The following is an 11,140-nucleotide window of genomic DNA, read 5'->3' as shown; positions in this document are numbered from 1 at the left end:
GAAAATCCGGGGCAGGCACGGCTACGGCCTCAATTCGATGACCGTCTTGCCGATTCTCACGGGGACACCCAGCTCAACGGGCAACGCCCTGGTGAGCTGCTGATCGGCCAGATAGGTGCCGTTGGTCGAGCCAAGATCCTCGATGAACCAGCGGCTGCCCTGCGGGAACAGGCGCGCGTGGCGGCCCGAGGCATAGTCATCCTCCAGCACAAGGGTGGCTTCCTGGGCGCGGCCGAGCAGGATGGGGCTCGCAGCCAGCGGGAGCGTGGTGCCCTTAAGCGGGCCTTCGGTAACGACCAGTTGTCGGGGCTGCTGCTTGACCGGGGCGGCCGGTTCGGCCAGGGCAGGGTTTTTGCGTACTTCCCGAGCCGTTGGGGCGCCCGCAGCCGCCTTCCGGCCAATCATAAGGTCGCGGCGCATGGCAGCAACGATGCTGAAAATCATGACCCACAGGAGCAGGAGGAAACCGAAGCGCAGGGCAGTGATGGTCAGTTCGCTCACCGGCGGCCACCCGGGCTCGCGGGCAAAAGGCGGAAGATGATCTTGGTCCGTCCCATCGTGATCGTGGAGCCATCGGTGAGTTCCGAAGAGCCCGCGATCTTGTGGCCGTTGACGTAGCTGCCGTTCGTGGAGCCCAGATCGACGGCCTGGGCAGTGCCCGGCCCCGTGCGGATTTCCAGGTGGCGGCGGGAAACGCCCGTGTCGTCAATGAGGATGTCGGCTTCGGAGGAGCGTCCCAGGACGATCGAAGGCGCGTTCAGGGAGTACCGCTGCCCGTCGATGTCGAGCACGGGCTGCATCCGGGAAGGCTGGCGCGTCGGCGCGGCAGGCATGCCCGCGTGAGCCGCCGGCTGGGCGGGCGCGGAAGGGGACGAGGACTTTTCGGTCCGGGACTTGATCTCGAAGTCCCCGGCGCGGCGTTCCCCGTCACGGCGAAAGCTGATCCGGACGGGACCCTGGAGGGTGTAGCCCTGGCTGCGCACGTGGTTGATGACAACGTCGCACAATTCTTCGGCGAGCGGGGTGCCCCACTCCTGGGCCCGGTGGAAATCGTCATCACTGAGGAGGACGTCGAACACGTTGGGCGCGAGGGTCCGCCCGGCGGCGATGGTGATGGCCTTGTTGTCCACCTCGCGGCGGAGGTGGCTGGCGATCTCGACAGGTTCAACCTGGGCGCGGGAACCGGTGGAGAAGACTCCGCGGACGGCCTTTTCGATGCCGCGCTCGACTTTGTCCAGCAATCCCATGGTCCTTCTCCTTTCGTGACGGCTGCAGGACAGCGCTCGTTCCGGAACTCGGTTTCCCAAAGCTGCGGGTGCCCGCAGCTGACGGGCACTCCTACATCAGATACTACTGGGCGAGTCTGGGAATGGCCTTAATGAGCGTCGCCACTCCGTGCCGGAAAATTGCGCCGAACCGGCGCTGACATGCGCTGACGCCGCCCGCCCGGCCCTGCGGGCGCGGGCTGCATGTGACGCGGAGACGTCCCGGTCCGGGCGACCCCGTTCGCCGGATCGTGCTGCCGGAAGTGCAGCATGCACGGCCCGTGAAGGGCCGATTGGTGTTTTCCCACAGTTGTCCGTTATGCTTGATCTCGCTGCTTTTACGAGGTTGGCGGTCCGGAGTCCGGGCCACAATTGAGTGGAAGAAGTTGCGCGCGAGTGGCGGAACGGCAGACGCGCTGGCTTCAGGTGCCAGTGTCCGAAAGGGCGTGGGGGTTCAAATCCCCCCTCGCGCACGCAAACACAAAGAACCCCGGTCTTCGGACCGGGGTTCTTTCGTTAACCCGCATGCCGGGCGGACTGGCAGGGTCCGCGGTCAGCCGCGGAGTGCCCCGAAGCGCGCGATCATCGCTTCAAGGCCCAGATTGAAGGCGACGTCGGCCGGTTTCCCATAGCTTTCCAGGTCCTGTGCCTGAACAGCCGCCGTAAAGTTTGGCGTCGACTCCGCCATGCTGCCGGAATCGAAAATATCCGCCGGGGCGGTGACATCGTAGGCAGAACCAAAGATGAAGGACTCCAGGGCCACGATCGCAGAAACGATCCGCCCCTGCGGGAAGCCCGCGCGGCTGAATCCCGCGCTGACGGCCTCATACATGGCCAGCGTTTTGGGCGCATCGGTCACCGGGAGCACCGCGATCACCGGGATCAGCGGCGTGTGCTGGGAAAACACATCCCGGTAACTCCAGGCCCAGGCGCGCACCGCCCGCTCCCACGGTTCGGCCTCGAAGGCGGACACGTCAACGAGCGACGCCAGGTGGTCCTGGACCAGGACCAGCACATCCCGTTTGGACGAGACGTGGTTATAGAGGGCCGACGGCGCCACGTTCAGCGTCCGCGCCAGGGCCGCCATCGTAAACCCGTCATAGCCGCTCTTGCCGATCAGCTGCAAAGCCGCCGCAGTGATGCCGGCCTGGTCGAGGACCGCGGCGGCCGGCCTGCCCACCCGGCGTCGCGGTTTCGCGTCATGGTGTGGATCCGCTCGGGCGCTGGTTGATGCCGGCATGCCTGGCCTCTCTGCTGTTGTGTCCGGGTGCTCCCATTGTGCCCCCAAATGTACCGCCGAAATTTCCTGCCCAGGAGGTCTTCCCTGACCCATCCTGAGGGTCTATAGTCAATCCTAAATGAATGACATTCATTTAGTGGTCCACATCACCTTTACGGCCACAGAGAGGACATCATGCTGGAACTTGACCGAGACGTCGTCATCGTAGGGGCCGGTCCCGCTGGGCTGACCGCAGCCCGGGAGCTGAAGAAGGCCGGCCTGAGCGTGGCGGTCCTGGAGGCACGTGACCGCGTCGGCGGCCGCACCTGGACCGAGACGATTGACGGTGCCATGCTGGAGATCGGCGGCCAGTGGGTCTCCCCGGACCAGACCGAACTGCTGGCGCTCCTGGACGAGCTCGGCCTGCAGACCTACCCCCGCTACCGTGACGGCGAATCCGTTTACATCGGCTCTGACGGACAGCGCACCCGCTACACGGGCGACGGGTTCCCGGTCGGCGAAACCACCGCCGCCGAAATGGAGAAGCTCACCGCTCTGCTGGATTCCCTCGCCGCCGAGATCGGCCCCGCCGAGCCGTGGGCACACCCCAGGGCCCGCGAGCTGGACACGATCTCCTTCCACCACTGGCTGCGGGAGAACTCCTCGGATGAGGAAGCCTGCAACAACATTGGCCTGTTCATTGCCGGCGGCATGCTGACCAAGCCCGCGCATGCCTTCTCCGCCCTGCAGGCAGTGCTGATGGCCGCCTCCGCCGGATCCTTCAGCCACCTCACCGACGAGGACTTCATCCTGGACAAGCGCGTCATCGGCGGCATGCAGCAGCTCTCCCTGCTGCTCGCCGCCGAACTGGGGGACGACGTCGTGCTGGACAGCCCGGTGCGCACCATCAACTGGGCGCCATCCTCCGCAGGTGGAACGGAGGAAAACAGCGCCGGCCACCGCGTGACGGCCGTGTCGGAACGAGCCACCGTGAACGCGCGCTTCGTGATCATGGCCGTGCCGCCGAACCTCTACTCCCGCGTCTCCTTCAACCCGCCACTGCCGCGGCGCCAGCACCAGATGCACCAGCATCAGTCACTGGGCCTGGTGATCAAGGTGCACGCCGTCTACAGCAGCCCGTTCTGGCGCGGGGACGGCCTCTCCGGAACGTGCTTCGGTGCCGGCGCACTGGTCCAGGAGGTCTACGACAACACCAACCACGAAGACCCCCGCGGCACCCTGGTCGGCTTCGTCTCGGATGAGAAGGCCGATGCCATGTTCGAGCTCAGCGCCGAGGACCGCCGCCGCGCCATCCTCGACTCGATCGCCGGGTTCCTCGGGGACAAAGCCCTCGAGCCGGAGGTCTACTACGAGTCGGACTGGGGCTCCGAAGAGTGGACCCGCGGCGCCTACGCCGCCAGCTACGACCTCGGCGGACTGCACCGCTATGGCAAGGACCAGCACGCGCCGGTTGGCCCGATCTACTGGTCCTGCTCGGACCTCGCTGCCGAGGGCTACCAGCACGTCGATGGCGCCGTTCGGATGGGACGCCAGACGGCGGCACGGATCGTCGCCGCTGCGGACCGCGCCGCCGTTGCACCGAACTGATCCGTCCCACCCAACCCGCCCAACAGTCAGAAAGGAACGGCCAGATGCGCTACGTAGTGGGGTATTCAGCCAATGCCAGGGGCCACGATGCGGTCAATCTGGCCGTCGCGCTGGCACGCGGCCGCGGTGCCAGCCTCGACCTCGTGCTGGTCGTGCCGGAAGTCCAGCAGTTCGGGGCCGCCCATGCACCCAAAGCCGGATTCGAGAACCTCCTGAACGAGCAGGCACACCAATGGCTCGACGAGGCCCTCACCTTTGTCCCGGCCGACGTGCCGGCGCAGGCGCACGTCCGCACCGGGGACTCGGATGCCCAGGTGCTGATCGAGGCGGCTGAAGAGCTCGGCGCCGACATTCTCGTCATTGGCGCAACGACCGCCGGGCTGTTCAAGCGATTCACCATCGGGTCGGTCGCCAGCGCCCTGCTCCATGCATCGACCGTACCGGTTGCCCTTGCACCCCACGGCTACTACCGCACGGAGGCCCTGACGCGGATCAGCTGCGGACTCGGCACGCGGGCAGGAGCCGGGAAGCTGCTCGATTTCGTCATCGGCATGGCGGCGAACCGGGACGTCCCGTTGCGCGTGGTCTCACTACTGGCGCTCGACGGCGGCGACCCGGCCGGGGCGGTTGGGGCCGCCCGCGAATACGCGGAGAAGACGGTCGCGGCAGCCGCGCCGGTCAACCCGGCGGGCGTCCCGCTGGCCGCCCGGACGGAAGTCGTCGTTGCGCAGGGACGGAGCGTCGAAGAGGCCGTGGACGGCCTCGACTGGGAAGACGGCGAGGTCCTGGTGATCGGCTCCAGCCGGCTGGCCCAGGCCCGCTCCATTTTCCTGGGCAGCACCGCCAACCGGATCCTGCGCGCCCTGCCGGTGCCGATGCTCGTGGTCCCCAGCGGCTACGAACTCAACAACGAGAACCCTGCAACTTCGACTGACACGTCCCGAGAGGCACTCCAATGAGCACTGAACACGTGACGGCCAAGACCGCGCACGACCCGCACGCGGGGCTGAGCGCCAAGGGCCTCAAAGCCGGATCGGTGGGCCTGATCGGCGCCGTCGTCATCGGCATATCCTGTATCGCCCCGGCCTACACCCTGACGGCCGCCCTTGGCCCCACCGTCGCCGAAGTCGGGGTGCAGTTGCCGGCGATCTTCCTGGTGGGCTTCATTCCGATGCTGCTCGTAGCCTTCGGCTACCGTGAATTGAACAACGCCATGCCCGACGCCGGCACCTCCTTCACCTGGGCGTCGCGCGCCTTCGGCCCGTGGATCGGCTGGATGGGCGGCTGGGGCCTGGTCGCCGCGACGATCATTGTGCTCTCCAACCTGGCGGCCGTGGCGGTGGACTTCTTCTACCTCATGCTGGCCCAGCTGTTCGGCAATCCGGAACTGGCTGACCTGACCCTCAACCTTCCGCTGAACATCGCCACCACGCTGGTGTTCATCGCGCTGGCCTGCTGGATCTCCTACCGCGGCATGGAAACCACCAAGGGCGTGCAGTATGTGCTGGTGGCGTTCCAGCTCTTTGTACTCGGCTGGTTCGCCGTCGCTGCCTTCAGCCACGTCGCCAACGGCACCGCCTTCGATGCCACCGCGATCACCCCCGAGTGGTTCAACCCGTTCGCCGTCGAATCCTTCTCGGCCTTCGCCGCCGGCGTCTCACTCTCGATTTTCATCTACTGGGGCTGGGACGTCACCCTGACCATGAACGAGGAAACCCGCAACCCCGAAAAGACGCCGGGCCGCGCGGCCACGCTCACCGTGCTCGTCATCGTGATCATCTACATGACCGTCGCTCTGGCCACGCTGGCGTACGCCGGCATCGGCCAGGAGGGCCTGGGCGCCGGAAACCCGGAAAACCAGGGCAGCATCTTTGCCGTCCTCGCCGGCCCGGTGATGGGACCGTTCGCCATCCTGATGTCCCTGGCCATCCTCAGCAGTTCGGCAGCGTCCCTGCAGTCGACATTCGTTTCACCGGCCCGGACGCTGCTGGCGATGGGCCACTACAAGGCGCTGCCGGCGAAGTTCGGCAGGATCAGTCCGACCTTCAAGTCCCCGAGCTACGCCACCATCGCGGCGGCCATCGCCGCAGCGGGGTTCTACGTGATCACCCGGACCGCCTCTGAGAACGCCTTGTGGGACACCATCACGGCGCTCGGCATGATGATCTGCTTCTACTACGGCATCACCGCACTGGCGTGCGTCTGGTTCTTCCGGGCCGAGGCGTTCAGCGGGGCACGGGCGTTCTTCTTCAAGTTCCTGTCCCCGCTCCTGGGCGGCGTCATCCTGCTGGTGATGTTCTTCAAGACCGCCTATGACTCCATGGATCCGGCGTACGGTTCCGGATCATCCGTCGGCGGCATCGGCCTGGTGTTCGTCCTCGGCATGGGAGTGATCCTGCTGGGCGTGGTGCTCATGCTCGTCATGGCCAGGATCCGCCCGGAGTTCTTCAAGGGCAAGGTCCTGCCCACGGGGTACTAGGTCCGCGCCGCTCCACACCGGGAAGGTCCTCCTTCCGGCAGCCACTAGAAAGTAAGCAAACTTACCAATAGGCTGGCGGGAGGGGGACCTTCCCCCGTTCGGAACCAGTACGAGGTGACAGCATGTCGGACGCAGAAAACATCAGCAAAGTTACGGACATCATCAACGATTCGCGGATCGGAATGTTTACCACGGTCAATGAAGAGGGTGCATTGGTGAGCCGTCCGCTGGCCGTCCAGGACGTGTTGGACGACGGCGACATGTGGTTCTTCACCTCCAGCACCACGTCCCAGGTGGCCCATGTCCGGGCGCACCCGGGGGTGAATGTCTCCTTCGGCAAGGGAACGGAATGGGTCTCGGTGGCCGGAACGGCAGAAGTGGTCACGGACCGCCAGAAAATCCACGAGATGTGGAACCAGGTGGTGGAAGCCTGGTTCCCTGACGGCCCGGACACCCCGGAGGTGGTGCTGCTCCGCGTCGACTCAGACTCCGCCGAATACTGGACCAGCCCCGGCGGAACCGCTGCGACGGTGCTGCAGTGGGTCAAATCAAAGGTTCTGCACAACCGGATGAGCGTCGGCGAAAGCGGCACTGTCGAACTCTAGGTCAGGAGTGCGACAGGCGGCCAGATTTAGTCGATGATTTTGAGCCCCGTGCCCCAGTTGAACGACTCATAGGCGGGATTGGCCTGTAGTGCCATCACCAGGAGCTGGAAGCCCTCCAGCTCCCGGGCATGCCGGAGCCCGCCGACGCGCAGGGGACGGAGGCCAGCGGCTGCCGCGAACGAGGCGACCTGGTTGCTGGCCTCCTCGGAGTCCGAGGCGACGAAGACGTCCAGCGGCAGGCCGCCGCTCACTCCGGCCGTCAGCGGACCGGCGAACGTGGTGTTGAACGCCTTCACGATGTTGGCCCCGGGCAGCAGGGCGGCGATCTCCTCGGCGGCCGACGTCCCGGGTTCGACAACCAGGGAATCGAAAGTGGCCACGTTAATGGGGTTGCTGATGTCCACGACGGTCTTGCCGCTCAGGGTGTCGCCGTAATGCGTCGCAACTTCCTTGGCCGGGCCGTAGTAGAGGGCCAGCACCACGATGTCCCCGTCCGGGATGTCACCCAGGCCTCCGGATGTGGTGTCGCCGCCCAGCTCGGCCGCGAGCTTGGCCGCGTGTTCCGGGGTCCGGTCCAGGATCTGGAGCGTACGTCGGGCTGCCACGGCGCGGGTTCCGATTGCCCGTGCCATGTTGCCGCCGCCGATGATGGTGATGTCTGTCATGGTGTGCTTCCTTCCAGGGATGACTGTGAGCGCAGGGACAATGCCAGGCGGGTGGCTCGCATTCAGCCCAGGGCCGGGAACCCGGCCGGACGGGTCGGGGCTTCGCGTCCCACACCCGCGGCCCGTTCGGCGTCGGCGAGGGCCCGTTCCAGCTGGTCAACCGCCGGGGCATAACCGGCCTCGGTGCCGCCGCGGAGCCGCTCCGCGGCCTTCATCGCCCGGATCATGGCTGCGGTCTCCGGCTGCCGCGGGTCACTCATGGCGGGATAGTCGATGCTGTGCGCAGGGTCCAGTTCGTAGCGCTGCCACCTGGCCAGGGCGCTGCGGTGCCGGGCCGCTGCCTCCTCGTGGCTCGCAGCCGTTTCCTTGGAGAAGCGCCGGTCTGCCTGCCAGCTGAAGACCCGGGGGGTCCAGAGATACGAGGCAGCCGCCGCGCCCGCGGCGACAACACCAAGGAACAGCCCTGCCCACGGTGCGACCAGGGCGGGGAGGATGATGGCCGGTGCAATGATCGCGAATCCGGCGAAACCGTCCCAGAAGACGGCGTCCGGCAGGCCGTCGTCGTCGGCCAGATGCTTCCGGAGCAAATAGACGCAGGACCCCGCCGCGCAGGCGACAACGGCGGCCAGGGCAAGTAATTGCACTGGCGGGAAGGGGACGGATTCGAACAGAGACGGCATTCCAACACCTCCAGGGAACCCGCCCGGGGCGGGCGCGGTTCCGCTGATTCCATTGGAATCCATCGGACGCGGGCCGTCAATGGTGCTGCGGCCGTTGCGGGGTGTCCGGTTCGCGGACGGGCCTCACCGGCGTAACCTAGGCCCCATGCGACTGAAAATGTGCAGCATCCACGTCAAGGACCCTTCCTCCGCCTTCGAGTTCTACACCGGAATCCTGGGCTTCGAGAGCCTGATGGCCCTCCCGGAGCACAACCTGTTCATCGTGAAGGACCCCGCCGGAGTCGGCGGTGGAACCGTCGGGCTGCTGCTGGAGCCCAGCGACAATCCGATCGGCGCTGCCTACATGAACGGATGCCACGACGCCGGGATACCCGCGATCGTCTTTGGGGTGACCGATGTCCGGGCGGAGTTCGAGCGGCTCACGGCCAAGGGAGTCATCTTCCAGGACGAGCCCTCGACGGGCCCAGGCGGCACAACGGCGGTCTTCGACGACGGGTGCGGAAACTTCGTCCAGCTCCACCAGGACTGAGCCGGGACTGACGGCCACTGGAGCCGGCCGGTGCGGCTCAGCGGGTCAGTTTCTTCTCGTCAGGGTGCTCGTCGCCAATGTGGCCGGGGGCGTTCGCCGCGAGGACGCGCGCGACGAACGCGGCGTATTCCTCCATGTAGTGCCGCAGGAAGTCCGCGGTGGACGCGTCGCTGACCTCGCCGTCGTCGCCGTAGATCTCCGGGACGAACCGGATGTAGGCCTCAGGGGCATTGAGCTGCGGAGCATCGAGGAAGCTCAGCACGCTGCGGAACGAGGACTGCATCACGGCGGTGCCGATGCGAGGATTCCTTCCGAAGTGCCGACACTGCGTCTGACCGGTTTGGTCGCGGGCGCAGCCCGGCGGATCCGACTCATGCCGCGAGCTTAGTCCGGGCATGTTCGCGTTGGGAACAGCCGGGGAACCTGACAGGTTTGGCCACGGCTACTCCGTCGAGGGGCGTGCCTTCTTGGAGTCCTTCTTTGCCGCCTCGTCCTTGACCCGCTGGGCCTCGGCGCGGACGGCGGCGTGGGTGGAGCGTTCGGCAACCAGCCACGCCGGGGGAGCCTGCAGCAGCGCGGTGATTTCCGCCGTCGTCAGTGCTTCCTCAACACCGCCGCGGGCAAGGCCGCTGATGGAGACATTCAGCTTCTGCGCGACCACCGGACGGGGGTGCGGGCCGTTGCGGCGCAGTTCGGCCAGCCACTCCGGCGGGTTGGCCTGGAGCTCGGCGAAATCGGCGCGGCTGATGACCGAGTCCTGGAACTCCTGAGGTGTTGCGGGCAGGTAGATGCCAAGCTTCTTGGCAACGGTGGCCGGCTTCATGGACTGGGAGTTTGCAGAGGTCATGCTTCAAGGGTATCCGGCGGGGCACGAAACCAGCACCAAACAGCCGGCCGGGCGGAAGCCTACGCCGGCCCGGACGGTACTGTGAAGATGTGTCCGCAGCAGAAGAATCATCCCAGACCCCCGACGAAACCGCCGCTGTCCCGGCCGAAGCAGAAGTGCGCGGGTTGCGTTTCGCTTACGTGGCCGGCGTGACCCCGGGCAAATGGACCCGGCGCTGGGAAGAACGGATGCCGGATGTCCCGCTGCACTCCTTTATGGCCGAAGACGGCGCGCAGCTCACAGTCCTGCGCGACGGGTCCGCGGAGCTCAGCTTCGTCCGGCTGCCGGTGGAGCGGGAGGGCCTGAGCGTCATCCCGCTGTACGAGGAGCAGCCCGTGGTGGTGGCGCCCAAGGGCCACGAAATCTCGTTGTTCGAGGAGGTGGACCTGGCCGATCTCACCCAGGAGACGTTCCTGGACGTGACGGAACTCGGCGGCCCGGAACTGGCGCTGCAGCTCGTGGCCACCGGGGCCGGCCTGGTGATCCTGCCGATTTCCGTGGCCCGCCACTTCAACGTCAAAGACACCGTGGCGCGCAAGCTGACCGGGGCGCCCGCTACGGAGATCGCGCTGGCGTGGCCCAGCGACAGCACGGACGAAGTGATTGAGGAGTTCATCGGGATTGTCCGCGGCCGCACCGCCGCGAGCTCCCGCCAGCCTTCCGCCCAGCAGGAGAAGCCGAAGAAGGAACCAAAGCCGGACCGGCGGGGACCGGCGGTCAAGAAGCCCAAGGTGGCGCAGCGCTATGCGCCGAACCCTGACAAAGGCCGTGGCAAGGGATCACGGAAAAAGGGGAAGCGCTAGTCCGCTGCCCGGTCCACGAGGGATTACTGGGCGCAGGCGTCCTGCAGGGCCTTGACGGATTCGGCCGGAACCTGGTCGCCGGAGTCGGCGATCTGGCGCAGCGGGGTGGTGATCTCGGCGGGAACACCTGCGGTCTCCGCGCCGGCCACAAGACCGCCCAGGAGCTCCTTGTCCTGGATGCTGACCAGGCCGTCCGCCACCAGCGTGCAGGCCTGCTTCTTCACTTCACTGGCGGCCGCCGTGGCCACCTGGGATGCCCCGTCGCTGACCGCCTTGTTCGCGGCGTCCTGCACCTGGCCGCAGCCGGTCAGGGCGATCAGGAGGGCGGCTGCGGACAGGGCGGTGAGGCGAAGTTTCATCCGTCCACCCTACCAACCGCTCCTGAACGATAGCTGGCAGCC

13 protein-coding genes, 1 tRNA gene and 1 pseudogene are annotated in these 11,140 nt (G+C 66.6%); 7 read left to right on the top strand and 8 right to left on the bottom strand.

Annotated features, from left to right (window positions below; genetic code table 11):
- Window positions 1-21 precede the first annotated feature (21 nt).
- Window positions 22-501: an FHA domain-containing protein FhaB/FipA gene (locus J2X01_RS06075; protein WP_310051813.1), complete on the bottom strand. Its 480-nt coding sequence runs from the start codon at window positions 499-501 to the stop codon at window positions 22-24.
- Window positions 498-1,247 carry an FHA domain-containing protein gene (locus J2X01_RS06070; protein ID WP_310051810.1) on the bottom strand — a complete coding sequence of 250 codons (750 nt, stop codon included), beginning with the start codon at window positions 1,245-1,247 and terminating at the stop codon, window positions 498-500. Before J2X01_RS06070 ends, J2X01_RS06075 begins: the two co-directional genes overlap by 4 nt.
- A gap of 408 nt (window positions 1,248-1,655) precedes the next feature.
- Here J2X01_RS06070 and J2X01_RS06065 point away from each other — a divergent pair.
- A tRNA-Leu gene (locus tag J2X01_RS06065) sits at window positions 1,656-1,738 on the top strand.
- Between the two features lie 80 nt (window positions 1,739-1,818).
- Here J2X01_RS06065 and J2X01_RS06060 read toward each other — a convergent pair.
- Window positions 1,819-2,505, bottom strand: a complete 687-nt coding sequence (locus J2X01_RS06060; protein ID WP_310051809.1) for a TetR/AcrR family transcriptional regulator — start codon at window positions 2,503-2,505, stop codon at window positions 1,819-1,821.
- A 174-nt stretch (window positions 2,506-2,679) separates the two neighbouring features.
- On the opposite strand from J2X01_RS06060, the gene J2X01_RS06055 reads away from it, so the two are divergent.
- The 4 genes from J2X01_RS06055 to J2X01_RS06040 all read left to right on the top strand — a co-directional run bounded on the left by J2X01_RS06055 (window position 2,680) and on the right by J2X01_RS06040 (window position 7,176).
- A complete protein-coding gene (locus J2X01_RS06055; RefSeq protein WP_310051806.1) occupies window positions 2,680-4,092 on the top strand; it encodes a flavin monoamine oxidase family protein in 1,413 nt (470 codons plus the stop codon).
- A gap of 44 nt (window positions 4,093-4,136) precedes the next feature.
- Window positions 4,137-5,051, top strand: coding sequence for a universal stress protein (locus J2X01_RS06050; RefSeq protein ID WP_310051804.1), 915 nt, complete (start codon window positions 4,137-4,139; stop codon window positions 5,049-5,051).
- Window positions 5,048-6,571, top strand: a complete 1,524-nt coding sequence (locus J2X01_RS06045; protein WP_310051802.1) for an APC family permease — start codon at window positions 5,048-5,050, stop codon at window positions 6,569-6,571. The genes J2X01_RS06050 and J2X01_RS06045 overlap by 4 nt, the downstream gene beginning before the upstream one ends.
- Window positions 6,572-6,693: 122 nt before the next feature.
- Window positions 6,694-7,176, top strand: a complete 483-nt coding sequence (locus tag J2X01_RS06040) for a pyridoxamine 5'-phosphate oxidase family protein (RefSeq protein WP_310051799.1) — start codon at window positions 6,694-6,696, stop codon at window positions 7,174-7,176.
- 26 nt (window positions 7,177-7,202) lie between these two features.
- Here the strand turns inward: J2X01_RS06040 and J2X01_RS06035 are convergent, their stop codons facing one another.
- Both J2X01_RS06035 and J2X01_RS06030 read right to left on the bottom strand, forming a co-directional pair.
- Entirely contained in the window at window positions 7,203-7,841 is a 639-nt protein-coding gene (locus tag J2X01_RS06035) for an NADPH-dependent F420 reductase (RefSeq protein ID WP_310051797.1), read from the bottom strand.
- 62 nt (window positions 7,842-7,903) lie between these two features.
- A complete protein-coding gene (locus J2X01_RS06030; RefSeq protein ID WP_310051795.1) occupies window positions 7,904-8,521 on the bottom strand; it encodes a hypothetical protein in 618 nt (205 codons plus the stop codon).
- Window positions 8,522-8,666: 145 nt separating this feature from the next.
- Here J2X01_RS06030 and J2X01_RS06025 point away from each other — a divergent pair, with 145 nt between their 5' ends.
- Complete coding sequence (locus J2X01_RS06025; RefSeq protein ID WP_310051792.1) at window positions 8,667-9,050, top strand: VOC family protein; 384 nt, start codon at window positions 8,667-8,669, stop codon at window positions 9,048-9,050.
- A gap of 37 nt (window positions 9,051-9,087) precedes the next feature.
- Here J2X01_RS06025 and J2X01_RS06020 read toward each other — a convergent pair.
- A pseudogene (locus J2X01_RS06020) lies at window positions 9,088-9,348 on the bottom strand (ACP phosphodiesterase); the annotation flags it as partial.
- Between the two features lie 144 nt (window positions 9,349-9,492).
- Entirely contained in the window at window positions 9,493-9,873 is a 381-nt protein-coding gene (locus tag J2X01_RS06015) for a DUF5997 family protein (protein ID WP_374724944.1), read from the bottom strand.
- Window positions 9,874-9,986: 113 nt separating this feature from the next.
- Between J2X01_RS06015 and J2X01_RS06010 the strand changes: the two genes are divergently transcribed.
- Entirely contained in the window at window positions 9,987-10,739 is a 753-nt protein-coding gene (locus J2X01_RS06010; protein ID WP_310051787.1) for a LysR substrate-binding domain-containing protein, read from the top strand.
- A 23-nt stretch (window positions 10,740-10,762) separates the two neighbouring features.
- On the opposite strand, the gene J2X01_RS06005 is transcribed toward J2X01_RS06010, so the two are convergent.
- The gene (locus tag J2X01_RS06005; RefSeq protein WP_310051785.1) at window positions 10,763-11,098 is read right to left on the bottom strand and encodes a hypothetical protein; all 336 of its coding nucleotides are present in this window, start codon (window positions 11,096-11,098) and stop codon (window positions 10,763-10,765) included.
- Window positions 11,099-11,140: the final 42 nt, after the last annotated feature.

Source organism: Arthrobacter ginsengisoli, from assembly GCF_031456935.1.
Classification (GTDB): Bacteria; Actinomycetota; Actinomycetes; order Actinomycetales; family Micrococcaceae; genus Arthrobacter; species Arthrobacter ginsengisoli.
The sequence above is the reverse complement of the archived record's forward strand: the minus strand, read 5'-3'. Positions and strand labels throughout refer to the sequence as shown.

Coding starts and splice junctions, on each gene's coding strand:
- J2X01_RS06060 (WP_310051809.1), bottom strand. CDS start 2,505: ATGCCGGCATCAACCAGCGCCCGAGCGGATCCACACCATGACGCGAAA.
- J2X01_RS06040 (WP_310051799.1), top strand. CDS start 6,694: ATGTCGGACGCAGAAAACATCAGCAAAGTTACGGACATCATCAACGAT.
- J2X01_RS06045 (WP_310051802.1), top strand. CDS start 5,048: ATGAGCACTGAACACGTGACGGCCAAGACCGCGCACGACCCGCACGCG.
- J2X01_RS06055 (WP_310051806.1), top strand. CDS start 2,680: ATGCTGGAACTTGACCGAGACGTCGTCATCGTAGGGGCCGGTCCCGCT.
- J2X01_RS06005 (WP_310051785.1), bottom strand. CDS start 11,098: ATGAAACTTCGCCTCACCGCCCTGTCCGCAGCCGCCCTCCTGATCGCC.
- J2X01_RS06025 (WP_310051792.1), top strand. CDS start 8,667: ATGCGACTGAAAATGTGCAGCATCCACGTCAAGGACCCTTCCTCCGCC.
- J2X01_RS06050 (WP_310051804.1), top strand. CDS start 4,137: ATGCGCTACGTAGTGGGGTATTCAGCCAATGCCAGGGGCCACGATGCG.
- J2X01_RS06035 (WP_310051797.1), bottom strand. CDS start 7,841: ATGACAGACATCACCATCATCGGCGGCGGCAACATGGCACGGGCAATC.
- J2X01_RS06070 (WP_310051810.1), bottom strand. CDS start 1,247: ATGGGATTGCTGGACAAAGTCGAGCGCGGCATCGAAAAGGCCGTCCGC.
- J2X01_RS06015 (WP_374724944.1), bottom strand. CDS start 9,873: ATGAAGCCGGCCACCGTTGCCAAGAAGCTTGGCATCTACCTGCCCGCA.
- J2X01_RS06030 (WP_310051795.1), bottom strand. CDS start 8,521: ATGCCGTCTCTGTTCGAATCCGTCCCCTTCCCGCCAGTGCAATTACTT.